Raw genomic sequence first — 24,346 nt, forward strand, 5'->3', positions numbered from 1 at the left:
GACGGTAATGACCATATTTTCTGCTGTGGTCCGACTTCTTGGCGACGTTACCCGAGCCTGGGTCGGACTCCGAGTACCGCGGTGCCGATGCGCACATGTGTCGCTCCGGCCGCCACGGCCTGCTCGAGGTCCGCACTCATCCCTGCGGACACCATGTTCGCAGCCGGATGAGTCCGGCGCAGGTCGGTCGACAAATCCATCAACCGCTCGAACGCCGCCTGTTGGCGTCCCGCGTACTCACCGGTCAGCGGCGCGACCGTCATCAGCCCGTCGAGCCGCAGCCCCGGGGCCCCGGCCACCAGGTCGGCCAACTCCGCGATGCCGCCGGGCGCCACGCCACCCCGCTCACCCCGCGCGCTCTCGCCGGCGTCGAGCGCGACCTGGAGGAGGCAGCCGACCTCGCGCCCGACCCGCACGGCCTCCTTCGACAGGGCCGTGACCAGCTTGGAACGGTCGACGGACTGCACAAGACCCGCGTAACCGACCACGGATCGCACCTTGTTGGTCTGCAACTGGCCGACGAAATGCCAAGTAAGCGGCAGATCCGAACATTCGGCGGCCTTCGGCGCCGCGTCCTGGTCGCGGTTCTCCGCGACGTGCCGCACACCGAGCTCGGAGAGGAGCCGGACATCGCTCGCCGGGTAGGTCTTGGTGACCACGATGAGGGTCACTTCTTCACGCTTGCGTCCGGCGGCGGCGCACGCGGCGGCGATACGTCGCTCGACATGCGCCAGGTTTCCGGCGAGTTCGCCCTTACGGTCCGTCATGCCCCATCAGCCCAGCCAGACATATCCCGCGAGTCGCCCCGTGGCGCGGTCGCGGCGGTACGAGAAGTGATCATCCGACTCCAGTGTGCACACCGGCGACTGCTCCCGATCGCGCACCCCGAGCCGGTCGAGCTGCGCGTGCACTCCGGCGGCGACGTCCACGGCGGGCGTGCCCCAACTCGTCTCGGCGTACGCCGCCGGCTCGACGGCGGCGACCTCGGCGCGCATCGCCTCCGGCACCTCGTAGCACCGGCCGCAGACGGTGGGTCCGGTGCGGGCGACGATCCGGGCAGGGTCGGCGCCGAGCTTCACCATGGCCCGTACGGCGGCGGGGACTACCCCGGCGACCATGCCGGGCCGGCCGGCGTGGGCCGCGGAGACCACTTCGGCCACCGGGTCGGCCAGCAGGACCGGCACGCAGTCGGCGGTGAGCACGGCGAGGGCGAGTCCGCGCCTGGCCGTCACCAGTGCGTCGACCTGGGGAACGGCCTCGCCGTGCTGCCACGGCCCGTCGACCTCGGCGACGTCGTCGCCGTGGACCTGGTTCATCCAGACGACCAGGCCGGGGGGGAGGTCGAGCGACTTGGCGGCCAGCTCCCGGTTGGTCCGTACGGCCTCGGGGTCGTCGCCGACCGCGCCGCCGAGGTTGAGCTCCTCATACGGAACGGCGCTTACCCCGCCCCACCGGTCGGTGAAGGCGAAGTGCGCGCCGCTCGCGCTCTCGCGCTGTCCTATCACTTCAAGAAGTCCGGTACGTCCAGTTCCTCGGCCGCGCTGTCGTAGGTCCGCGACGGCGGGACCGGCGGGCCGGACGGGATGTCCGCCACCGGCTCCGGCGCGGGCTCCGGCTCCTCCTTCGGGGTCACGCTGCCGAGCGAGCCGAAGGACGGGCGGCTCTCGGGCTGCCGTACCGGAGTGGGCTCCTCGCGGCGGGCCGAGGCGGAGGACGAGCCGAGGACGGTGTCGCGCTTGGCGGGCGGCTGGCCGCCGTCGAAGCCGGCCGCGATCACGGTGACCCGGACCTCGTCGCCGAGGGCGTCGTCGATGACCGCGCCGAAGATGATGTTGGCCTCGGGGTGGGCGGCCTCGCTGACCAGCTGGGCGGCCTCGTTGATCTCGAACAGGCCGAGGTCGGAGCCGCCGGAGATGGAGAGCAGCACGCCCCGGGCGCCGTCGATGGACGCCTCGAGCAGCGGCGAGGAGATCGCCATCTCGGCCGCGGCCACCGCGCGGTCGTCGCCGCGGGCCGAGCCGATACCCATGAGGGCCGAACCCGCCTCGGACATGACCGACTTGACGTCGGCGAAGTCGAGGTTGATCAGACCGGGGGTGGTGATCAGGTCGGTGATGCCCTGGACACCGGAGAGCAGGACCTGGTCGGCCGACTTGAAGGCGTCGAGCACGGAGACCTGGCGGTCCGAGATCGACAGCAGCCGGTCGTTCGGGATCACGATGAGGGTGTCGACCTCTTCGCGGAGCTCGGCGATGCCGTCCTCGGCCTGGTTCGCGCGCCGCCGCCCCTCGAAGGTGAACGGGCGCGTGACCACGCCGATGGTGAGAGCGCCGAGGGAGCGGGCGATGTTGGCCACGACGGGCGCGCCGCCGGTGCCGGTGCCGCCGCCTTCACCGGCCGTCACGAAGACCATGTCGGCCCCCTTGAGGACCTCCTCGATCTCCTCGCGGTGGTCCTCGGCGGCCTTGCGGCCGACGGCCGGGTTGGCTCCGGCGCCGAGTCCGCGGGTGAGTTCACGACCGACGTCGAGCTTGACGTCGGCGTCGCTCATCAACAGCGCCTGCGCGTCGGTGTTGATGGCGATGAACTCGACGCCCTTGAGACCGACCTCGATCATCCGGTTGATGGCATTGACACCACCGCCGCCGACACCGATGACTTTGATGACTGCGAGGTAGTTCTGCGGTGCTGCCACGTCGAAGGCCTCTCGCCTCGAGTTACGGGTCGTCGGATCACAAGCACGCGCTGCGCTTCGTGATGCGACGACTGATGCCGAATGGGACGGTCCGTAGCGCCGACCCGAACCCTAACGCTGAAGTTTAGGGTTACCAGTGTGTCTGTTCCCTGGAGTCTTCTGAACAGGACACTAAGTCGACAAGTGGCGCCCGTTCAACGAACACGCCGAACCTCCCGTTTTTCTTTTCACCCTATGTGATCAGCCATGTCACTGCCCAACCAGGGTGCTGGCCTGCGCGGATGTGCGTCAACTCCCTGATGACGCCGGGGCGGTGGGAACGCTGACGTCGAAGTGCCGCGCATCCGGGGTCGCTTTCATGAGAGCGCCGAGCGTACGGGCCTTGGCGGCACCGTTCTCGCCGCTTCCCCAGTCGACGGTCCGCCCGCCGCTCAGCTCCAGCGAGATGTCGTCGTAGGAACGCACCTTCACGACCCCGGCCTGACGTGCGACGGCGGCCGGAAGGGCGTCGGCGACGCGGACGGCCTCGCGCACCAGCCGGTCCTCGCCGAAGCGCCGCAGGCTCGCGGTGGCCGATCCCGACGAGGGGACGGCCAATTCCAGCGTGGGTGCGCCGCGAGGGGCCTCGGAAACCGTGGCGAAACGGACACCTTCCTCGTCCACTTCGACGAATTTTCCGCCCTTGCGAACAATCAGAACCGGAGTGCGCTCGACCACTTTCAGTCCGATTCCATGAGGCCAGGAACGGGTCACGTCAATAGTGTCAATTCGGGGCAATTTCCGGCGCAACCGGGACTCAATCGCCTCGAGGTCGACGGAAATCAACGGTTCTCCGACCGGGACGTCGGCAGCCTCGCGCACCTCCCCCGGGGTCAGGACGCGCGTACCGGAGACGGACACCCGCTCCACGCGCAGCCACTGCGAGCCGTACAACACCCAGACGCTGCCCGCACCCAGGAGGACGATCGCCAGCGAGAGGATGATGATCGTACGAAGTCGTCGCGGCCGGAACCGGCGGACGAGGGGCGGGCCGGACGACTCCTGATGACGCTCACCGCGCTCCGCGGCAACCGGTCCGGCCACGCTCCCTGTCCTTTCGTCATACGTTCCTAACGGCGCGAGGCGATCGCCTCGTACACCATGCCGACAAGCAGGTCGTCGGCGTCCCGGCGGCCGAACTCACCGGCGGCGCGGGACATCTCGTACAGCCGGTGCGGGTCGGCGAGCACGGGCAGGACGTTCTCCCGCACCCAGTCGGGCGTCAGTTCCGCGTCGTCGACGAGGAGGCCGCCACCGGCCTTCACCACCGGCTGGGCGTTGAGCCGCTGCTCGCCGTTGCCGATGGGCAGCGGAACGTAGGCGGCCGGGAGCCCGACGGCGGAGAGTTCGGCGACGGTCATCGCACCCGCGCGGCAGAGCATCATGTCGGCCGCGGCGTACGCGAGATCCATCCGGTCCAGGTACGGTACCGGGATGTAGGGGGGCATTCCCGGCATCTGCTGGACGTGCGGCAGTTCGTTCTTCGGGCCGACCGCGTGCAGGATCTGGATCCCGGCCTGCTGGAGCCAGGGGGCGACCTGCTGGACCACCTCGTTGAGGCGGCGGGCGCCCTGGGAGCCGCCGGAGACGAGCAGCGTCGGCAGGTTGGGGTCGAGGCCGAACATGTGCCGGGCCTCGGGGCGGGCGGCGGCCCGGTCGAGCGTGGCGATGGAGCGGCGCAGCGGGATGCCGATGTAGCGGGCGTCGCGCAGCTTGCTGTCGGGGGTGGAGACGGCGACCCGGGCCGCGTACCGCGAGCCGATCTTGTTGGCCAGGCCGGGGCGGGCGTTGGCCTCATGGATCACGATCGGCACACCGAGGCGCTTGGCGGCGAGGTAGCCCGGCAGGGCCACGTACCCGCCGAAGCCCACGACGGCGTCCGCCTTGGTGCGCTCCAGGATCTGCTCGGCCGCCTTGATCGTGCCGCGCAGCCGGCCCGGAACGGTGATGAGCTCGGGGGTGGGTTTGCGTGGCAGCGGTACCGCGGGGATCAGCGCGAGCTCGTAGCCCCGCTCGGGAACGAGCCGGGTCTCCAGGCCGCGCTCCGTGCCCAGGGCCGTGATCCCCACGGTCGGATCCCGCCTGCGCAGGGCGTCCGCGAGGGCGAGCGCGGGCTCGATGTGGCCGGCGGTCCCCCCACCAGCGAGTACGACATGCACCGAAATTCACCGCTCTCCGGACGAACGCGCCACCGAGGCACGCCGTCGCATCGTGTTCCATCTCCGAGGAGCCCCGGCCGGTCCTTTGACAGGCGCCGAGTCTCCCGCCCGCTTTCTACCAAAGCGAGGTTGCCGCATCGCAAGCGCCGCCCGCGCAGCGGGCTCGTCGCGCGCGAAGGCGATCAGCAACCCGATGGCGAACATGGTCGGCAGCAGGGCGGATCCCCCGTAGGAGAACAGCGGGAGGGGGACACCTGCGATCGGCAGCAGGCCGAGCACCGCACCGATGTTGATCACGGCCTGAGCCGTGATCCAGGTGGTCACACCTCCCGCGGCATACCTCACGAAGGGGTCCTCCGTGCGTCCGGCCACGCGGATACCCGCATAGCCTAGAGCCGCGAAGAGGGCGAGCACCGACAGCGTCCCCGCCAGGCCCAGTTCCTCACCGGTGACGGCGAAGATGAAGTCGGTGTGCGCTTCCGGGAGTTGACCCCATTTTTCCACACTCGCGCCGAGCCCCGAACCGAAGATTCCGCCGGAGGCCAGAGCGTAGATGCCGTGCACGGCCTGCCAGCAGTCGGCGGCGCCGGAGCGGGGCTCGGTGGCGCCGATGCAGGCGAGCCGGGCCATGCGGTTCTCGCTGGTCTTGATGAGGATCACGCCGATCACGGCGGCGATGGACAGCACGCCGGCGAACAGCCTGGTCGGGGCGCCGGCCAGCCAGAGCAGGCCGAACAGGATCGCCGTCAGGATGATCGCCGTGCCCATGTCGCCGCCGAGCATGATCAGCCCGAGCAGCAGGAAGGAGACCGGCACGAGCGGCACCAGCATGTGCTTCCACTGGGTCAGCAGCTTCTTGTCCTGCTTGCGGGCGAGCAGGTCGGCGCCCCACAGCACGAGCGCCAGCTTGCCGAACTCGCTGGGCTGGATCTGGAAGGAGCCGCCGAGCGAGATCCAGTTCTGGTTGCCGTTGACGGCCATTCCTATCCCCGGCACCTGGACCAGGGCCATCAGGAAGACGGCTCCGGCGAGAATCGGGTAGGCCAGCGCCCGGTGCAGCTTCACGGGCATCCGGGAGGCGAGCAGCAGCAGGACCGTGCCGATGGCGGCGGCCAGGAACTGCTTGCGGAAGAAGAACGAACCCGGCAGCGACATCTGCAGCGCCGTGATCTGGGAGGCCGAGTAGACCATCACCAGACCGAGCCCGGTGATCAGCAGACTGCCGCCGAGGATCAGGTAGTACGCGGTCAGCGGCCGGTCCCAGGCCTTCCGCGCACGTGTGTACAGCGTGCGCAGCGGGTTCTCACGGGGTGCGCGGGGGGCGGGCGGCCTGCTGACCCGCCGTTGCGCGGGCGGCCGCCCGGTACGACTATCGGGCATCAGCGACTCCCGCGCAGCTGTGCACTGGGGCGGGGAGAGGCCTGCACGTCCCCGCGTCACCGGCGGACACTCGCCCGTCACACCCGGGCCACATCCGAGTCACGCGTCCCTCCAAGGGTCCCGATGCACCCGTCGTGGCGAAGACCCGCCGTCAGGTGCCCGTGCCGAGTTCGCGGACGGCCTCCGCGAACGCGTCACCGCGCTTGTTGTAGTTGGTGAACATGTCCATGGAGGCGCAGGCGGGGGCGAGGAGCACCGTGTCGCCCGCGGCTGCGAGCCGCTTCGCCTCCTGGACGGCCTGGAGCATCGCCCCAGTGTCGGTCCGGTCGAGGTCGACGACGGGTACTTCGGGGGCGTGTCGCGCGAGGGCTTCACGGATGAGCGCACGGTCGGCGCCGATGAGGACGACCCCGCGCAGCCGCTTCGCCGACTTGGCGACCAGTTCGTCGAAGGTCGCGCCCTTGGCGAGGCCGCCCGCGATCCACACGATCGACTCGTACGCCGCCAACGAGGCTTCCGCCGCATGGGTGTTGGTGGCCTTGGAGTCGTCGACGTAGGCCACACCGTCCACGTCGGCTACGTGCGCGATGCGGTGGGCGTCCGGGGTGAAGGCCCGCAGGCCGTCCCGTACGGCCCTGGCGGGCACCCCGAAGGCACGGGCGAGGGCCGCCGCGGCAAGGGCGTTGGCGATGTTGTGCGGGGCGGGCGGGTTGACGTCGGAGACCTCCGCCAGCTCCTGGGCGTTCTGCTGCCGGTTCTCGACGAAGGCCCGGTCGACCAGGATGCCCTCCACCACACCGAGTTGGGAGGGCCCCGGGGTGCCGAGGGTGAAGCCGATCGCCCGGCAGCCCTCCTCGACGTCCGCCTCGCGCACGAGGTCCTCGGTGGCCTTGTCCGCGGCGTTGTAGACGCAGGCGATGCGATTGCCCTCGTAGATACGGCCCTTGTCTGCGGCGTACGCCTCCATGGAGCCGTGCCAGTCGAGGTGGTCGGGGGCGAGGTTGAGGACGGCGGCCGAGTGGGCGCGCAGGGAGGGCGCCCAGTGGAGCTGGTAACTGGACAGCTCCACCGCGAGGACGTCGTACTGCTCCTCGCCGAGGACCGCGTCCAGCAGTGAGACGCCGATGTTGCCGACGGCGGCCGTGCGCAGGCCTGCCGCCTTCAGGATGGAGGCGAGCATCTGGACGGTCGTGGTCTTGCCGTTGGTGCCCGTGACGGCCAGCCAGGGCGCGGCGTCCGGACCCCGCAGCCGCCAGGCCAGTTCGACATCGCCCCAGACCGGCACGCCGACGTCGCGCGCCGCCGTGAACAGCGGCTTGTCCGGCTTCCAGCCGGGCGCGGTGACGATCAGCTCGGTGCCCTCGGGCAGGGTCGCCCCGTCGCCGAGACGCACGGTGATTCCGAGCGCCTCCAGTTCGGCGGCCTGCTCACGCGCGCGTGCGTCGTCGCCGTCGTTGACGACGGTGACCGTCGCGCCGAGCCCGTGCAACACCTTGGCCGCCGGGATGCCGGAGACGCCGAGCCCGGCGACGGTGACGTGCTTTCCCTGCCAGTCGGTCACTTGTCCGCTGCCCATCCCGCATAGAAGAGGCCCAGTCCGACAATCACACAGATGCCCTGGATGATCCAGAAGCGGACCACCACAAGGACTTCGGACCAGCCCTTGAGTTCGAAGTGATGCTGAAGTGGCGCCATACGGAAGACACGCTTGCCGGTCAGCCGGAAGGAGCCGACCTGGATGACCACCGACATGGTGATGAGCACGAACAGACCGCCGAGCAGCGCGAGGAGCAGCTCGGTGCGGGAGCAGATCGCGAGGCCGGCGAGCACACCGCCGAGCGCCAGCGAACCGGTGTCACCCATGAAGATCTTGGCGGGCGAGGTGTTCCACCACAGGAAGCCCAGGCAGGCGCCCATCAGTGCGGCGGAGACGACCGCGAGGTCGAGCGGGTCGCGGACCTCGTAGCAGGCGCTCGGGTTGGTCAGGGTCTCGCCGTTGGCGCAGGACTCCTGGTACTGCCAGACGCCGATGAAGGTGTACGCGCCGAAGACCAGGACGGACGCACCGGTGGCGAGGCCGTCGAGACCGTCCGTGAGGTTCACGCCGTTCGACATCGCGAGGATCATGAACAGCGCCCAGACCACGAACAGCACCGGGCCGATGGTCCAGCCGAAGTCCGTGATGAACGACAGCTTCGTGGAGGCCGGGGTGTTGCCGCGGACGTCCGCGAACTGCAGCGACAGCACGGCGAAGGCGATGCCGCCGAGCAGCTGTCCCGCCATCTTCGCCTTGGCCCGCAGCCCCAGCGAACGCCTCTTGACGATCTTGATGTAGTCGTCCAGGAAGCCGACCAGGCCCATGCCGACCATCAGGCCCAGCACCAGCACACCCGAGTAGGTCGGCGGCTTGCCCGTGATCACCTTGGACAGGAAGTACGCGGCGACCGTCGCCAGGATGAAGGCGATACCGCCCATCGTCGGCGTACCGCGCTTGCTGGCGTGCTCGCGCGGGCCGTCGTCGCGGATGTACTGGCCGTAGCCCTTGCGGGCCAGGAGCTTGATCAGCAGCGGGGTGCCGACCAGGGTCAGAAACAGGCCAATGACTCCCGCGAACAGGATCTGCTTCATCATCGGGCAGCAACCTCACCCTCGGCACCGGTCTCGATGAGCGCCTGCGCCACGCTCTCGAGTCCGACCGACCGGGACGCCTTCACGAGTACGACGTCTCCCGGGCGCAACTCGCTGCGCAACAGGTCGACCGCCGCCTGTGCGTCGGACACGTGCACCGACTCCTCACCCCACGAACCCTCGTTATATGCGCCCAGTTGCAGCCAGGAGGCTTCGATCCCCCCGACCGCGACGAGCTTGCTGACGTTGAGTCGGACGGCGAGCCGTCCGACCGCGTCGTGCTCGGCGAGCGCCTCGTCCCCGAGCTCGGCCATCTTGCCGAGCACCGCCCACGTACGACGTCCCTTGCCCATGGCTGCCAGCGCGCGCAGGGCGGCCCGCATGGACTCGGGGTTGGCGTTGTAGGCGTCGTTGACGATGGTCACGCCGTCCGGGCGCTCGGTGACCTCCATCCGCCAGCGGGAGAGGGAGCCCGCCTCGGAGAGCGCGGTGGCGATCTCTTCCGCGGACATGCCCAGCTCATGGGCGACGGCGGCCGCGGCGAGCGCGTTCGACACGTGATGCTCACCGTACAGGCGCATGGTCACGTCACTGCACCCGGAGGGTGTGTGAAGGCTGAAGGCGGGCTGTCCGCTGTCCGTGAGTCGCACGTTCTCGGCGCGTACGTCCGCTTCGTCGGACTCTCCGAAAAGGACCACCTTCGCCTTCGTTCGGGAGGCCATGGCCCGTACCAACGGGTCGTCGGCGTTGAGGATCGCGGCACCGCCCTCCTCCGCCGGGGGAAGGGCCTCCACGAGTTCGCCCTTCGCCTGTGCGATCTGCTCGCGGCCGCCGAACTCGCCGATGTGGGCGGTCCCGACGTTGAGGACGAGGCCGACTTTCGGGGGCGTCAGACCGGTGAGGTAGCGGATGTGGCCGATGCCGCGCGCGCCCATCTCCAGGACGAGGAACCGGGTCTCCTCGGTGGCGCTGAGCGCGGTCAGCGGCAGCCCGATCTCGTTGTTGAACGAGCCGGGCGTCCACACGGTCGGCCCCTTGCGCTGGAGCACCTGCGCGATGAGGTCCTTGGTGCTGGTCTTGCCCGCCGAGCCGGTGAGGGCCACGAGGGTCGTGCCGAGCCGTGCGACGACGTGCCGGGCGAGGGCGCCGAGGGCCGTCTGCACGTCCTCGACGACGATCGCGGGCACGCCGACGGGGCGCGACGCCAGTACGGCTGCCGCGCCCGCCTGGACCACTGCCGGTGCGTAGTCGTGGCCGTCGACCCGCTCGCCGACGAAGGCGGCGAACAGGCTGCCGGGCACCACCTCACGGGAGTCCCGGACCACCGGCCCGGTGACCTGCACCGACGAATCCGGTATGTCGTGCGTCTGCCCGCCGACGACTGCTGCGATCTCGGCGAGAGAGAGGGCGATCACAAGTTCATCCCTGGGTCTTCTGGATAGCTTCGCGAAGCACCTGGCGGTCGTCGAAGGGACGCACCACCCCGGCGATGTCCTGGCCCTGCTCGTGGCCCTTGCCCGCGACCAGCACGGTGTCCCCGGGCTGCGCGCGGGCGACGACGGCTTCGATCGCCGCGGCCCGCTCCTCGAACAGCAGCACCTCGCCGCGCTCGTGGGAGGGCACGGACGCCGCTCCCGCGAGCATGGTGGCGAGGATCGCCAGGGGGTCCTCGGAGCGGGGGTTGTCGGAGGTCAGTACGGCGGTGTCGGCGAGGCGCGCCGCGGCGGCGCCCATCGGGCCGCGCTTGGTCCGGTCGCGGTCGCCGCCGCAGCCGACCACGATGTGCACGCGGCCCTTGGTGACCTTGCGCAGGGCGCGCAGCACCGACTCGACGGCGTCCGTCTTGTGGGCGTAGTCGACGACCGCGAGATACGGCTGCCCGACGTCGACGCGCTCCAGGCGCCCCGGTACGCCCGGCACGGCGGCGACGCCGTCCGCGGCGGTCTGCGGGTCGAGGCCGGCGCAGGCGAGGGCGACGACGGCGGCCAGGCTGTTGGCGACGTTGAAGGGGCCGGCCAGCGGCGACTTGGCGGCGATGCGCCGGCCGTCGGGGGCGACGATCGTGAACGTCGAGTCCAGGGGGCCGACCTCGACGTCCTCGGCGCGCCAGTCGGCGTCCGGGTGGCCCTCGGCGGAGAAGGTGACGACCGGGACGGTGGCCTCCTGGGCGAGCCGGCGGCCGTACTCGTCGTCGAGGTTGACCACGCCGAGTTTGCTGCGTTTCGGCGTGAACAGCTGTGCCTTGGCCCGGAAGTAGTCCTCCATGTCGGAGTGGAACTCCATGTGTTCCGGGCTGAGGTTGGTGAAGACGCCGATGTCGAAGACGCAGCCGTCGACCCGGCCGAGGACCAGGGCGTGGCTGGAGACCTCCATGGCGACCGCCTCGACGCCGCGCTCCCGCATGACCGCGAACAGGGCCTGCAGGTCGGTGGCTTCGGGGGTGGTGCGCTCGGACTTGATGCGTTCGTCGCCGACGCGCATCTCGACCGTGCCGATGAGCCCGGTGGCACGCTCGCCCGCTCGCAGGCCGCCCTCGACGAGGTAGGCGGTGGTGGTCTTGCCGGAGGTTCCGGTGATGCCGATCTGGAGCAGATCGCGGCCGGGGTGGCCGTAGATCGTGGCGGCCAGCTCGCCCATCCGCGCGCGCGGGTCGTCGACGACCAGGACCGGCAGTCCGGTGGCCGCGGCGCGCTCGGCGCCCGTCGGATCGGTCAGCACCGCGACGGCGCCCAGGCCGGCGGCCTGGGTGACGAAGTCGGCGCCGTGCAGGCGGGCGCCGGGCAGGGCGGCGTACAGGTCGCCGGGGCGGACGGCGCGCGAGTCATGGGTGATGCCCGTGACCTCCGCGGTGTCCGCCGAGGTTTCCGGCTGCGCGGCACCCAGCTGATCGGCGAGCTCCGCGAGGGGTACGGCGGAGGTCTGGGCCGGCCTGGGCGGTCCCGGGTATGTCACGGGGTGGCCCTTCTGGGTGGTTTGGGACTGATCAGCGTGTGGCACGGCGGTGAGCGTACCGGGCGCACCCGCTCCGGAGCGAAGCGAGGGCGTGGGCGAGGGCACGGGCAGGGGTGGGGACGAGGTGCGGTCCCCGGGATCGGGAGTGATCATGGTCACGGAGCGTTCCTGGCTGGTTGCGCTGATCAGGGTCGGTAGGTGACGGGCAGCTTGGCGGCCTTCGCTCCCGTGGGTGGGATCTGGAGCGACTTGAGCGCGAACTCCATCACCTGTTTGTAGACGGGGCCGCAGATCTGGCCACCGAAGTAGCTGCCCTGGGTCGCGTTCTGGATGGCGCAGTAGACGGTGATGCGGGGCTTGTCGGCGGGGGCGAATCCGGCGAAAGAAGAGGTGTAGCCGTGGTACTTGCCGGTGGCCGGATCCACGCGGTTGGCCGTACCGGTCTTGCCCGCCACCCGGTAGCCGGGGATACGCGCCTTGGTTCCGGTGCCTTCCTCGTCGTCCACCACCGACTCCAGCATCCGGGCGAGCGTTTTCGCCGTCTTCGTGCTGACCACCCTTGTCTTCTTGGGCTTGGCGGCGGGTTCGAAGCGTCCGTCGGGTCCCTTGGTGCCGCGTACGAGGGTCGGTTCGACGCGTACACCGCCGTTCGCGATCGTCGAGTAGACCGACGCCGCCTGCATCGCGTTGATGGACACACCCTGGCCGAAAGGAATCGTGTACTGCTGCGAGGTCGACCACTTGTCGGCCGGCGCGAGGATGCCCTTGGTCTCGCCGGGGAAGTCGAGTCCGGTGTAGTCGCCGATGCCGAACTTGCGGAGGTATGAGTACAGGACCTGGTTGGCCTGGGCCTGGGTCTTGCCGAGCTGGCCGGTCGCCAGGATGGTGCCGATGTTGCTGGACTTGGCGAGCACGCCGTTGAGCGTGAGGTACCAGGTCGGGTGGTCGATGTCGTCCTTGAAGAGCCGGTCACCGCGGTGCAGCCGGTTGGGCACGACGACGTGCGTCAGGGGCGTGGCGGCGTCCTCCTGCAGTACGGCGGCCATCGACATGACCTTGGCGGTGGAGCCGGGCTCGTAGGCGTCCTGGAGGGCCGCGTTGCCCATGGCGGCAGAGTTGGCCTGGGAGAGGTCGTTGGGGTCGAAGCCGGGTGAGTTGGCCATGGCCAGGACCTCGCCGGTCCGGGTGTCCTGGACGATCACATAGCCGCGGTCCGCCTTGGACTCCTTCACCTGCTCGGTGATGGCGTTCTGCGCGGCCCACTGGATGTCACGGTCGATGGTCAGTTCCACGTCGGCCCCGGGCACTGCGGGCGTCTCGGTGGAGCCCGCGGTGGGGACCTGGCGGCCGCCGGACTGGGCATAGCGGATCTTGCCGTCCTTGCCGGCGAGGAGTCCGTTCAGCTGCTGCTCGACACCGCCGCCGCCCTTGCCCTCGTCGTTGACCCAGCCCAGTATCCCGGCGGCGAGGTCGCCGTTCGGGTAGACGCGTTTGCTGCTGGACACCGCGAAGACGCCCGCGAGGACGTTGACGGTGGAGGGGTCGGCCTCGCCCTTGGCGACGAGCGCGGTCCGCAGGTCCTTGATCTGCTTCCAGACCTGCGGGGTCTGTCGGCGGGCGAGCATGACGTACTGCCCCTTCGCCTTCAGCTTCTTGGTCAGCGTCTCCTGGTCCTGGCCGAGGATGGGGGCCAGCAGTGCGGCCGCCTGCTCGGGGCCGTCGCTGACCTTCAGCTGCTTGCTCGTGAACATCGTGGGGTCGGCCGTGATGTCGTAGGCGTCGACGCTGGTGGCGAGGGCGACGCCGGAGCGGTCGGTGATCCCGCCCCGCTCGGCGGCCAGGACGTAGCCGACGTAGCGGTTGCGCTCGGCCTTGGCCGCGTATGTGCTCGCGTCGACCGCCTGGACCTGGAGCAGCCGTACGACGAAGGCGATCATCACCAGGGTCAGCGCCAGGCCGACCATGCGCAGCCGGGGGCGAGGGCTGCCGAGCCGGATGACGCGCGGGGCCGAAGGCCGGGACTGGGCCGGGCGCCGGGCCGGGCGGGCGCCGGGGCCCGGGCGCCGCTGGTTGCCGGGGCGGGCGGGCCGGGCGGGCCGGGCGGGCCGGGCGGGGCCGGGCACGCGGCGGCGCAGCGGTTCCCTGTCGGACACTTCCGTCACCTGCCAGGGGTCGTGGTGGGCGTGGAGGGGGCGGCCGCCACGGGGGCCGCCGTGCCCGGCCGAGAGGCCGCGGCCACAGCCGGGGCCTCACCAGAGGGCATGCCCCTGTACGCGGGCCGGCCGGCAAAGGCCACCGCGGCACAGGACACGTGGCCGCGCGGCCGTTCCCTGTCGGACACTTCCGTCACCTGCCAGGGGTCGTGGTGGGCTGGGGGGCGGCGGGGGCGGTCAGGGCCTCGGGGGCGAGGACCAGCGGGGCGCTCATGGAGGTTTGCGCGCCCCCGGCGGCCGGGGCGGGGCTGGGGGCGCCCTTGACGGTGCCGTCGGGGTCGAGGAAGGCGGGGTCGCCGCCGGGCACCATGCCGAGTTCACGGGCGCGCCGCTGGAGGGCGTCGGGGGCGGAGTAGGCGTCGATGTCCCGCTGGAGGGCCTGTTCCTCGTCGGTGAGGTTCTTGGTGTCCCGCTGGAGGTCGTCCATCTTGAACGCGCCTTCGCTGAGCGCGGAGTTCAGCACCAGCAGCCCGATGAGGCCGCCGCCGAGGAGCAGGACGACGAGGAGGACGAAGGGCGTGCGGGCCGCCTGACCGGAGCCCGTCGCACTGGGGAAGAGCCGTGCGAGCCGGGCAGCCCTCCCTCTCAGTTCGGGTTTCCTACTCACCCGCCCTCCCCTGAGTTCGAGTTTCCAACCCGGCAGCCCGCCCCTTGGCCTGCGTCACTCCACGTCCTCCCTGATGCGCTGGGCCCCGCGCAGTCGCGCCGGGGCCGCTCGCCGGTTCTCGGCGACCTCTTCCTCGGTGGGAAGTTCGGCACCGCGCGTGAGCAGCTTGAGCCGGGGCTGGTAGCGCTCGGGGACCACCGGCAGGCCGGGCGGGGCGGTGGAGGCGGCACCGGCCGCGAAGACCTGCTTGACCAGCCGGTCCTCCAGCGAGTGGTACGACAGCACCGCGATCCGCCCGCCGACGTCCAGCGCCTTCACGGCGGCCGGGATCGCGTCCTCCAGGACGGTCAGCTCGCCGTTGACCTCGATGCGCAGCGCCTGGAAGGTGCGCTTGGCGGGGTTGCCGCCGGTGCGCTTGGCGGCCTGCGGGAGCGCGTCCCGGATCAGCTCGACGAGCCGCGCGCTGTTGCTGAACGGCTCCTTCTCGCGCTCGCGCACGATGGCGCCCACGATCCGCTTGGCCTGCTTCTCCTCGCCGTAGGCGCGCAGGATCCGTACGAGTTCCCCGGGCGGGTAGGTGTTGAGGACCTCGGCCGCGCTGACGCCGGTCGTCTGGTCCATGCGCATGTCGAGGGGGGCGTCCTGCGCGTAGGCGAAGCCACGGTCGGCCTCGTCGAGCTGCATGGAGGAGACGCCGAGGTCGAACAGGACGCCCTGCACGCGCGCGATGCCGAGCCGGTCGAGTACGTCGGGCAGCTCGTCGTAGACCGCGTGCACGAGAGTGGCGCGCTCCCCGTACGACGCCAGGCGCTCGCCGGACAGGCGCAGGGCCTCCTTGTCGCGGTCGAGGGCGACGAGCCGGGCCTCGGGGAACCTCTCCAGCAGGGCCTCGCTGTGGCCGCCGAGGCCCAGGGTGCAGTCGACGACGACCGCTCCCGGTCCCTCCAGCGCGGGTGCCAGCAGGTCCAGGCACCGCTGGAGCATCACCGGGACGTGTCGACTCTGGCTCAAGGGGCCCTCTCAGGTCCGGCGCGGGCCGTACGCGAGGCCGAGCCGTCCGTACGCGCCGCGCACGTAGGGGAGATCTCCGGCTGGCTCGCCGGGTCCCGGGGGGATTCAGTCCAGCAGGGAGAGCCTCGCCTCCCGCCTCGCGTCACTTTAGTGCACCGTGTCACGCGGTCAATCAACCGGCCTGCGCGTCGCGGACAGACCCGAGCAATACGCGACAAACCGACTGAAAGCACCCGTGTGGGCGCGCTCTCACCCTCCGTGTGGATTACCTCACACAGGCCGTCATGACGGTCTTTTTCCCATCTCACGACGGGCCCGGAACCGCCGTGACCAGTACCGTCATGAATATGACGACCTCCGCATCCGTTCCCACCACGTCCGAAGGCGCCATACACGGCGGCACCGTCACCGACCGCCTCGTCGAGGCGAACGAGCGGTACGCCTCCGCGTTCACCGACCCCGGGATGGACGCGCGCCCCGTGCTGCGCGTCGCGGTCGTGGCCTGCATGGACGCCCGCCTCGACCTGCACGCCGCGCTCGGCCTGGAGCTCGGCGACTGTCACACCATCCGCAACGCGGGCGGTGTGGTCACCGACGACGTGATCCGCTCGCTCACCATCAGCCAGCGCAAGCTCGGCACGCGCAGCGTGGTCCTGATCCACCACACCGGCTGCGGACTGGAGGCGATCACCGAGGACTTCCGCACAGAGCTGGAGATGGAGGTCGGCCAGCGCCCCGCCTGGGCGGTAGAGGCATTCCGGGACGTCGATCAGGACGTGCGGCAGTCGATGCAGCGGGTGCGCACCTCGCCGTTCATGCTGCACACCGATGACGTGCGCGGCTTCGTCTTCGACGTGAAGACGGGTCTGTTGCGCGAGATCGACCCGGCGTAACCGTCCCACGTCACGTTCGTTTCTCGGAAACCTCCCGCCCCTCAACCCGCATAAGGCGTTAAGGCCGACATATCGCGGGCAGTTGTCCACAGGCGAGTGACACGAATCGGTAACGGCAGCAAGAATGCGGGTGTGACGCCACTGAGCTTTTCGCGGGTGGCGTCCGTGATTCGGGGTGGGCCGGTCCGCAGCGCAGGAAGCGTCGGCCCGGAGAAAGTACGGGCCGAGGAGGGCCGGGTGACGACCTATGACGAGCGTGCGAGCCTTACAGATCTGACTGCCACCGTGGAGCGGGTCCGCAGTTCGGTGGAGCAAGTGATCGAGGGCAAGCCCGAGGTCGTACGGCTATCGCTGACCGTGCTGCTCGCCGAGGGGCATCTTCTGATCGAGGATGTCCCCGGCGTGGGCAAGACCATGCTCGCGAAGGCGCTGGCGCGCTCGATCGACTGCTCGGTGCGCCGTATCCAGTTCACTCCCGACCTGCTGCCGTCGGACATCACGGGCGTGTCCATCTGGGACCAGCAGCGCCGGGACTTCGAGTTCAAGCCGGGCGCGATCTTCGCGCAGATCGTGATCGGCGACGAGATCAACCGGGCCTCGCCGAAGACGCAGTCGGCGCTCCTGGAGTCACTGGAGGAGCGCCAGGTCACCATCGACGGGCAGACCTACGAGCTGCCCAGCCCCTTCATGGTGGTGGCCACGCAGAACCCGGTCGAGATGGAGGGCACATACCCGCTGCCTGAGGCCCAGCGCGACCGCTTCATGGCCCGTGTCTCCATCGGCTACCCGAGCGTGGAGGCCGAGCTGCAGATGCTCGACGTCCACGGCGGGGTCAGCCCCCTGGACGACCTCCAGCCGGTGGCGCACGCGCACGAGATCGTGAAGCTGATCGACGCCGTCCGCGGCGTCCACGTAGCCGACACGGTCCGGCGGTACGCGGTGGACCTGGTCGCGGCCACCCGCACCCATCCGGACCTCAGACTCGGCGCCTCGCCGCGCGCCACGCTGCATCTGCTGCGCGCGGCGAAGGCGTCCGCGGCCCTCAACGGCCGGGAGTACGCGCTCCCGGACGACGTGCAAGCGCTTGCTGTCGCCGTCCTGGCTCACCGCCTGCTGCCCACCGCGCAGGCCCAGCTCAACCGACGTACGGCGGAACAGGTCGTCCAGGAGATCCTCCAGCAGACCCCCGTCCCCGCGGCCCCCCAACAGCAGGGCTACGGCGGTCTGGGCACCGGCACGCAGGCCTACGGCCAGCAGCCGCCGCGGAGGCTGTGATGACCTCCGGCAGTACGGGGCACGCAGGGCCGGGCCGGGGAGACAGCCAGGGAGAAAAGAGCGGGTTCCGCACGGCCCTGGCCGGCCTGACCACCCGAGGACGCTCCTTCCTGGCCGCCGGGATCGCCGCCGCGATCTGCGCGTACGTCCTCGGCCAGGCCGACCTGCTCCGCGTCGGCATGCTGCTCGCGGTGCTGCCCCTGGTCTGCGCGGCCGTCCTCTACCGCACCCGCTACCGGGTCGCCGGCAGCCGCCGGCTCTCCCCCGCGCGGGTGCCCGCGGGCAGCGAGGCCCGTGTCCATCTGCGGATGGACAACGTCTCCCGCCTGCCCACCGGCCTGCTGATGCTCCAGGACCGGGTGCCCTACGTCCTCGGCCCGCGCCCCCGCTTCGTCCTCGACCGGGTCGAGGCGGGCGGCCGACGCGAGGTGTCCTACCGGGTCCGCTCCGACCTGCGCGGCCGCTACCCGCTGGGCCCGCTGCAACTGCGCCTGAACGACCCGTTCGGCCTGTGCGAGCTGACCCGGTCGTTCTCCACGTACGACACCCTCACGGTGATCCCGCGCGTGGAGGCGCTGTCGCCGGTGCGCTTCAGCGGTGAGGCCAGGGGCTACGGCGAAGGACGGCAGCGCTCGCTCGCCCTGGCCGGCGAGGACGACGTACTCCCGCGCGAGTACCGCTACGGCGACGACCTGCGCCGGGTGCACTGGCGCTCCACCGCGCGCTACGGCGAGTTGATGGTGCGCCGCGAGGAGCAGCCGCAGCGTTCCCGCTGCACGGTGCTGCTCGACACCCGGGGCCTCGCCTTCCAGGGCGCCGGCCCCGACTCGGCCTTCGAGTGGGCGGTCGCGGGCACCGCGTCCGTGCTGGTGCACATGCTGGAGCGGGGCTTCTCCGTGCGGCTGCTCACCGACACCGGGAACTCGGTGCCCGGCGAGGGCGCCGACGGGTTCGCCGGAGCGAACCAGGAGTCGGCGGACGCGGCCGGGCTGATGATGGACACCCTCGCCGTGATCGACCACTCGGACGGCACGGGCCTGTCCCGGGCGTACGACGTGCTGCGCGGCGGCAACGAGGGGCTGCTGGTGGCCTTCTTCGGCGACCTCGACGAAGAGCAGGCCACGGTGGCGGCCAAGATGCGCCAGCGCAGCGGCGGCGCCCTCGCCTTCGTGCTGGACAGCGAGACCTGGGTGCGTGAACCGAACGACGTGGCCGCTCCGATGAACAGGACGCAGGAGCGGCTGCGGATGCTGCGCGAGGCGGGCTGGACGGCCCTGAGCGTGCCCCGGGGCGCTCCTCTGGACGACCTGTGGCGGCAGGCGGACCGTGAGCGCACGGGCGTCGTGACGGCGAGTGGAAAGGCGGGTTCATGAGCGGGCGGGCACGACTGACGCTGTGCGCCTGGGCGGCCACACTGCTGGCGTCGTGTGCCCTGCTGCCCCTGGTCGACCCGGCCACGTGGATCCTGCAGGCCGCCGCCCTGCTCGGCATCCAGTCCGGGGTGGGCGCGCTCACCCGGCGGGTGCCGCTGGCCCGGGCGCTGACGGTGGCGGCGCAGACCGTGGTCACGCTGATGCTGCTGACCCTGACCTTCGCCCACGGGCAGGCGATCGCCGGGATCATCCCCGGCCCTGAGGCCTTCGGGCACTTCGCCGACCTGCTCCAGCAGGGCACCGACGACGTGGCGCGGTACGCGATCCCGGCGCCGCTGTCCGACGGCATCCGGCTGATGCTCATCGGCGGTGTGCTGATCATCGGGCTGATGGTGGACACCCTCGCGGTGACCTTCCGCAGTGCGGCCCCGGCCGGTCTGCCGCTGCTCGCGCTGTACTCCGTCGCCGCGGGGCTGGCGGACGGCGCGGCCGACTGGTTGTGGTTCCTGGCCGCGGCGGCCGGCTATCTGATGCTGCTGCTCGCCGAGGGCCGGGAGCGGCTCTCCCAGTGGGGCCGGGTCTTCGGTGGCTCGGCGCGCTCCGGGGGCGGCGAGCCGGGTCCGGTCGCGCCGATTCGCACCGGGCGCCGTATCGGCGCGGTCGCGCTGGGCGTCGCCCTCGTGGTGCCGCTGCTGCCGCTGCCCGCGATAGAGGGCGGCCTGCTGGACAGCGCCCGGACCGGGGCCGGGGTGGGGACCGGCGGCGGGGGCACGATCTCCGCGGTGAACCCCCTGGTGTCGCTGCGCGACAGTCTGAACATGGACGAGGACCGCCAGGTGCTCTCCCTCCGGACGAGTACGAGCGACATCTCCGACCTGTATCTGCGGATCGTCTCCCTGGACGACTTCGACGGCACCACCTGGAAGCCGTCCAAGCGACACATCGTCGAAGTGCCGGACGAGCTGCCCACGCCGCCGGGCCTCGGCCCCGACGTCCGGCGCTCGCAGGTCCGCACCCAGGTCTCGGCCGCCGACTGGTACGCCCAGGACTGGCTCCCGATGCCGTACCCGCCGAGCGGCGTGAAGATCAAGGGCAACTGGCGCTACGAACCCGTCGGCATGACCCTCGTCGGCGACCACGGTCAGAAGACGCGCGGGGCGACGTACGAGGTGACCAGCCTCGACGTGCAGCCGACGGCGGAGCAGCTCGAGGACGCGCCGGCGCCACCGGAGTCGCTGAGGAACCAGTACACCAACGTGCCGGACTCGCTGCCCTCGGTGGTGTCCCGGACCGCCCGCGAGGTGACCAAGGGCTCGACGAGCGAGTACGAGCGAGCGGTCAAGCTCCAGGACTACTTCGCCGTGACCGGCGGCTTCAGCTACGACACCGAGGTGGAGGTCGGCACCGGACCGGACGCGATCGCCCGCTTCCTGCGGGACAAGCAGGGCTTCTGCGTCCACTTCTCCTTCGCGATGGCGGCGATGGCCCGCACGCTGGGCATACCCGCGCGGGTCGCCGTGGGCTTCGCTCCCGGTTCCCCGCAGGCCGACGGTTCGGTGTCGGTGGGCCTGAAGGACGCCCACGCCTGGCCCGAGCTCTACTTCGAGGGCGTGGGCTGGACTCGCTTCGAGCCCACCCCCAACCGCGGTACGACTCCTGCGTACACGCTGCCGGACACCCCGGGCAGCAGCCTTCCCGACCTGCCGCAGGCCTCCCGTTCCGCGGACGCGGCGCCGTCGACGGCGCCGTCGGCGAGCGCGAGCTGCTCGGCGGAGCAGAAGAAGATCGAGGGGTGCAGTGGTGCGCTGCCGCTGGACCCGGGGCAGACGGACGACGCGGGCCCGCCCTGGTACAAGATCCTCTGGTGGACGCTGCTGGGCGTCGCGGCGGTGGTCCTGCCGTTGCTGCCGATGCTGTGGCGGTTCAGAAGGCGCTCGGTGCGGCTGGCCTCGGCCCAGCACACGGCGTCCGCCACCGGACTTGCCCGAGAACGTGGCAAGGAGCGTGGGGGCGAGCAGTACACGGGGGACATCTCCGTGGAGGCGCTGCCCGGCGAGGTGACGTCCCAGCAGGCCAACGAGGTGGCCGTCGGACATGTCCTGGCGGTCTGGCGTGAGCTCACCGACACGGCCTGGGACTACGGCATCGCGCCGGACGACGCCCTGACGCCGCGCAAGGCGGCGGCGCGCATCGTGCGGCTCGGGGAGCTCGACGAGCCGACGGCCACTTCGGTGCACCGGGTGGCCGGCGCCGTGGAGCAGGTGCTGTTCGCGCCTCAGCCGCGGGCGGAGACCGGGCTGGCCGACGACGTGCGTCGGCTGCGGATGGCATTGCGCTCCAAGGCCGGCTGGACCACCAGGCTGCGTGCCGTCGTGGCGCCCCGCTCGGCAGTCCGCGCGGTGTGGGACCTCTCCGACCGCTGGACGTCCGTGAAGGCCCGCTCGGCCGCCCGCTGGGCGGAACTGCTGCGCCGCCCGTCGGGCCAGCAGAGCGGCTGACGGCGCAGCAGCGCGGCGACAGCAGAGACGGTGAGCGGCCCTCGCCCGGGGTTCTCCGGGCGGGGGCCGCTTGTCATGGAAGGAGGCCGCTGCCAAGGGGCATGTCCTGCTTGTCGGGGTGCGCACATGCTCGAGGGGGTGACCACCCGGTGGTGGTCACCCCCTCACTGCGTCTGTATGCAGGGAGCCATGAGTGAAGCTCGCGGCTGTCAGTGGCCCTGCTCGTCGCGGCGGCGCTGCCAGCGCTGCTCGATACGGTCCATCATGGAGCGCTTCTGGCGGCTCTGCCCGCGCGCGTGCGGGGCCCCGGCGGGCTGTTCGCCCGGCTTGGGAGCCTTGCGCCAGCCGGTCACGGCGAGCACGGCACAACCGAGCATGACCAGGAAGCCCACCACGCTGAGCCACACCTGCTTGGCGACCATTCCGGCCATGAGGAGCGCGATACCTACGAGGAAGCCCGCGACCGCCTGGTAGACCCGTCGCCGGGTGTACGTACGCAGCCCACTTCCCTCGAGCGCTGTCGCGAACTTGGGATCTTCGGCGTACAGCGCTCGCTCCATCTGCTCGAGCATGCGCTGCTCGTGCTCCGAGAGCGGCACGGAGTCCTCCTCATCGTGCAGTCGCCGGGGCGACCCGGGGGGTCCCTTCAGGATAGGCAGGGAATCGCCCCCGTGAAACCCGCCCCTCTACGCCAATTGGCCAACCGGAATCCGTCATGCACGTCCCGGCTCACTGAAGATTCCATTCCCCAGCAGCCGACCCGTCATGCCGGGTGGTCTCCCTCGATCATACGGCGCACAGCGCCCGAACGGGGGGCCTGTGGCGTACTCCATGCGCAGCCGAGGCCCTGATCAGCGGGATGCCACGGGAGGCGGCTCACGCCTCGGTGGCCCCCGAAGTCTCACCGAGCACATGGAGCTGCGTGGCGACTGAGTGGAAGGCCGGGATTTCGGCCGCCGCCTCCTCCAGCTTCAGCAGGGCCTCCAGCGCTCCGGGCTCGGTGTCGACGAGCACCCCGGGGACGAGGTCGGCGAAGACCCGCACGCCGTGCACGGCGCCGACGGTCAGGCCGGCGCCCTCGACCAGCGCGGTGAGCTGGTCGGCGGTGAAGCGGCGCGGCACGGGGTCGCCCTCGCCCCAGCGGCCGTTCGGGTCGCCGAGTGCCTGCCTGGCCTCCTTGAAGTGCCCGGCGAGGGCTCGGGCGAGCACGGCACCGCCGAGACCGGCGGCGAGCAGGCTGAGGACGCCCTCGGAGCGCAGGGCGGCCACGGCGTTGCTGATGCCCTCGGCCGGGTCGTCGACGTACTCCAGGACGCCATGGCACAGCACGACGTCGTACCCGCCGCGCTCGACCACCTCGAAGAGGCCGTGGGCGTCGCCCTGGACGCCCTGGACGCGGTCGGCGACGCCGGCCTCGGCGGCGCGGCGCTCCAGGGCGAACAGCGCGTTGGGGCTGGGGTCGACGACGGTGACCCGGTGGCCGAGGCGGGCGACGGGCACGGCGAACTTGCCGCTGCCGCCTCCGGTGTCGAGGACGTCCAGCGACTCTCGCCCTGTGGCCTTGACGCGGCGGTCGAGGGCGTCCTGGAGGACCTCCCAGACCACGGCGGTACGCAGAGAGGCGCGGGGTCGCAGCGGTTCCGACACGGCAGTTGACTCCTCGGCGCGGCACCGCCTCTTGCGCGGCGGAGCGAACGGGCTGCCCGCCCCTCCCGGGACACCGACGAGGGGAGGCTTCAGGCGCCCTCCACCCTATTGCCTCCGACACCGGCCCCGGTCACTCCGGCACCGCACACCACCGACCGTCTCGCACGCCGGACGCCGCGTCACGAGCGCGTGAACCATCCGGGTGCGCCCAGCCCGAGCCACCCGGGCGCACTCAGCCCGGACCGGCCGGGTGCGCGCAGCCCGGACCAGCCGTTCGCGCTCACCCCGCGTCCGGCATCGCCGCCTCTTCGTGCGGGTCGTCGCCCTCTCCCGGGTCGCGGCGTGGCTGTGGGAGGACCGGCTGGAGGACCAGCATCCGCTCGACCAGGCGCAGGAACATCGCCACGTCACGTATCAGGTCGTCGGCGTCCCGTCGGCTCGCCGCGCCTTGGATGCCCGCCTCGGCCCGGGCGCGGCGCCGGGCCCCGGAGGCGAACAGCGCGCTCCACTCGGCGAGTTCGGGCGCGATCTCGGGGAGCACTTCCCAGGCGCTCCTGATGCGGGCCCGGCGTCGGGACGTGGGTTCGGGGCGCCCGCGGGCGGCGAGCACGGCGGCCGCGGTCCGCAGGGCGGCCAGGTGTGCCGTCGCGTAGCGCTCGTTGGATGTTTCGAGGACGGCTGCCTCGTCGAGTCCGGCCCGGGCCTGGGCGAGCAGTTCCAGGGCGGCGGGCGGGGCCGAGGACCGGCGGAGCACGGGGTGCACGTCGCTCGCCGGTCCGGTCAGTGAGGGGGCAGGGCCGGTGGCGCGGCGCCGGCGGGCGGCGGCTGCGTTGTAGCTGGCCATGACGAACCTCCTGTCGTCTGGGTGACGGCACGCCTACTACGAGGTGCCGTATGTGCCCATCGTGAGGTATGGCACTGACAATCCGTTCTGACCTGGGCCTTTGCTTCGATCGACAGTTCGGGTTAGTTTTTG

Annotated in this window: 20 protein-coding genes; 4 read left to right on the top strand and 16 right to left on the bottom strand. The window is 71.1% G+C overall.

Annotated features, from left to right (window positions below; translation table 11 throughout):
- Nucleotides 1–47 precede the first annotated feature (47 nt).
- The 13 genes from AC067M_RS01065 to rsmH form a co-directional block, all read right to left on the bottom strand.
- Nucleotides 48–767 carry a YggS family pyridoxal phosphate-dependent enzyme gene (locus AC067M_RS01065; RefSeq protein ID WP_478694843.1) on the bottom strand — a complete coding sequence of 240 codons (720 nt, stop codon included), beginning with the start codon at nt 765–767 and terminating at the stop codon, nt 48–50.
- A 6-nt stretch (nt 768–773) separates the two neighbouring features.
- Nucleotides 774–1,505 carry a peptidoglycan editing factor PgeF gene (pgeF, locus tag AC067M_RS01070; protein ID WP_478694844.1) on the bottom strand — a complete coding sequence of 244 codons (732 nt, stop codon included), beginning with the start codon at nt 1,503–1,505 and terminating at the stop codon, nt 774–776.
- A complete protein-coding gene (gene ftsZ, locus AC067M_RS01075) occupies nt 1,502–2,695 on the bottom strand; it encodes a cell division protein FtsZ (protein WP_478694845.1) in 1,194 nt (397 codons plus the stop codon). The genes pgeF and ftsZ overlap by 4 nt, the downstream gene beginning before the upstream one ends.
- A 288-nt stretch (nt 2,696–2,983) precedes the next feature.
- Nucleotides 2,984–3,778, bottom strand: a complete 795-nt coding sequence (locus AC067M_RS01080) for a cell division protein FtsQ/DivIB (protein WP_478694846.1) — start codon at nt 3,776–3,778, stop codon at nt 2,984–2,986.
- A gap of 26 nt (nt 3,779–3,804) precedes the next feature.
- Entirely contained in the window at nt 3,805–4,893 is a 1,089-nt protein-coding gene (gene murG, locus AC067M_RS01085; protein ID WP_478694847.1) for an undecaprenyldiphospho-muramoylpentapeptide beta-N-acetylglucosaminyltransferase, read from the bottom strand.
- Between the two features lie 6 nt (nt 4,894–4,899).
- Nucleotides 4,900–6,273, bottom strand: coding sequence for a putative lipid II flippase FtsW (gene ftsW / locus AC067M_RS01090; RefSeq protein WP_478694848.1), 1,374 nt, complete (start codon nt 6,271–6,273; stop codon nt 4,900–4,902).
- Between the two features lie 151 nt (nt 6,274–6,424).
- Nucleotides 6,425–7,849, bottom strand: a complete 1,425-nt coding sequence (murD, locus tag AC067M_RS01095) for a UDP-N-acetylmuramoyl-L-alanine--D-glutamate ligase (RefSeq protein ID WP_478694849.1) — start codon at nt 7,847–7,849, stop codon at nt 6,425–6,427.
- Nucleotides 7,831–8,904, bottom strand: coding sequence for a phospho-N-acetylmuramoyl-pentapeptide-transferase (gene mraY / locus AC067M_RS01100; RefSeq protein WP_478694850.1), 1,074 nt, complete (start codon nt 8,902–8,904; stop codon nt 7,831–7,833). Before mraY ends, murD begins: the two co-directional genes overlap by 19 nt.
- The gene (locus AC067M_RS01105) at nt 8,901–10,316 is read right to left on the bottom strand and encodes a UDP-N-acetylmuramoyl-tripeptide--D-alanyl-D-alanine ligase (RefSeq protein WP_478694851.1); all 1,416 of its coding nucleotides are present in this window, start codon (nt 10,314–10,316) and stop codon (nt 8,901–8,903) included. The genes mraY and AC067M_RS01105 overlap by 4 nt, the downstream gene beginning before the upstream one ends.
- Nucleotides 10,317–10,320: 4 nt before the next feature.
- Nucleotides 10,321–12,012 (bottom strand): UDP-N-acetylmuramoyl-L-alanyl-D-glutamate--2,6-diaminopimelate ligase, encoded by a 1,692-nt coding sequence (locus AC067M_RS01110; protein ID WP_478694852.1) that lies wholly within the window; start codon nt 12,010–12,012, stop codon nt 10,321–10,323.
- Nucleotides 12,013–12,038: 26 nt separating this feature from the next.
- The gene (locus AC067M_RS01115) at nt 12,039–14,006 is read right to left on the bottom strand and encodes a peptidoglycan D,D-transpeptidase FtsI family protein (RefSeq protein ID WP_478694853.1); all 1,968 of its coding nucleotides are present in this window, start codon (nt 14,004–14,006) and stop codon (nt 12,039–12,041) included.
- 193 nt (nt 14,007–14,199) lie between these two features.
- Nucleotides 14,200–14,673, bottom strand: coding sequence for a cell division protein FtsL (gene ftsL / locus AC067M_RS01120; protein ID WP_478694854.1), 474 nt, complete (start codon nt 14,671–14,673; stop codon nt 14,200–14,202).
- A gap of 54 nt (nt 14,674–14,727) precedes the next feature.
- Entirely contained in the window at nt 14,728–15,684 is a 957-nt protein-coding gene (gene rsmH, locus AC067M_RS01125; protein ID WP_478694855.1) for a 16S rRNA (cytosine(1402)-N(4))-methyltransferase RsmH, read from the bottom strand.
- A 284-nt stretch (nt 15,685–15,968) separates the two neighbouring features.
- On the opposite strand from rsmH, the gene AC067M_RS01130 reads away from it, so the two are divergent.
- From AC067M_RS01130 to AC067M_RS01145, 4 genes are all read left to right on the top strand, one after another.
- Complete coding sequence (locus AC067M_RS01130) at nt 15,969–16,577, top strand: beta-class carbonic anhydrase (RefSeq protein WP_478694856.1); 609 nt, start codon at nt 15,969–15,971, stop codon at nt 16,575–16,577.
- 237 nt (nt 16,578–16,814) lie between these two features.
- On the top strand, nt 16,815–17,852 hold the full coding sequence (locus AC067M_RS01135) for an AAA family ATPase (RefSeq protein ID WP_478694857.1): 1,038 nt from the start codon (nt 16,815–16,817) through the stop codon (nt 17,850–17,852).
- On the top strand, nt 17,852–19,225 hold the full coding sequence (locus AC067M_RS01140) for a DUF58 domain-containing protein (RefSeq protein WP_478694858.1): 1,374 nt from the start codon (nt 17,852–17,854) through the stop codon (nt 19,223–19,225). The genes AC067M_RS01135 and AC067M_RS01140 overlap by 1 nt, the downstream gene beginning before the upstream one ends.
- Nucleotides 19,222–21,723 (top strand): transglutaminase TgpA family protein, encoded by a 2,502-nt coding sequence (locus tag AC067M_RS01145; protein WP_478694859.1) that lies wholly within the window; start codon nt 19,222–19,224, stop codon nt 21,721–21,723. Before AC067M_RS01140 ends, AC067M_RS01145 begins: the two co-directional genes overlap by 4 nt.
- A gap of 209 nt (nt 21,724–21,932) precedes the next feature.
- Here AC067M_RS01145 and AC067M_RS01150 read toward each other — a convergent pair whose 3' ends face one another.
- The 3 genes from AC067M_RS01150 to AC067M_RS01160 all read right to left on the bottom strand — a co-directional run bounded on the left by AC067M_RS01150 (nt 21,933) and on the right by AC067M_RS01160 (nt 24,214).
- Entirely contained in the window at nt 21,933–22,322 is a 390-nt protein-coding gene (locus AC067M_RS01150) for a DUF3040 domain-containing protein (RefSeq protein WP_478694860.1), read from the bottom strand.
- A gap of 277 nt (nt 22,323–22,599) precedes the next feature.
- Nucleotides 22,600–23,370, bottom strand: coding sequence for a methyltransferase (locus AC067M_RS01155; RefSeq protein WP_478694861.1), 771 nt, complete (start codon nt 23,368–23,370; stop codon nt 22,600–22,602).
- Nucleotides 23,371–23,650: 280 nt separating this feature from the next.
- Entirely contained in the window at nt 23,651–24,214 is a 564-nt protein-coding gene (locus tag AC067M_RS01160) for an SAV_6107 family HEPN domain-containing protein (RefSeq protein WP_478694862.1), read from the bottom strand.
- Nucleotides 24,215–24,346 lie beyond the last annotated feature (132 nt).

The organism is Streptomyces sp. NPDC043427, from assembly GCF_056436655.1.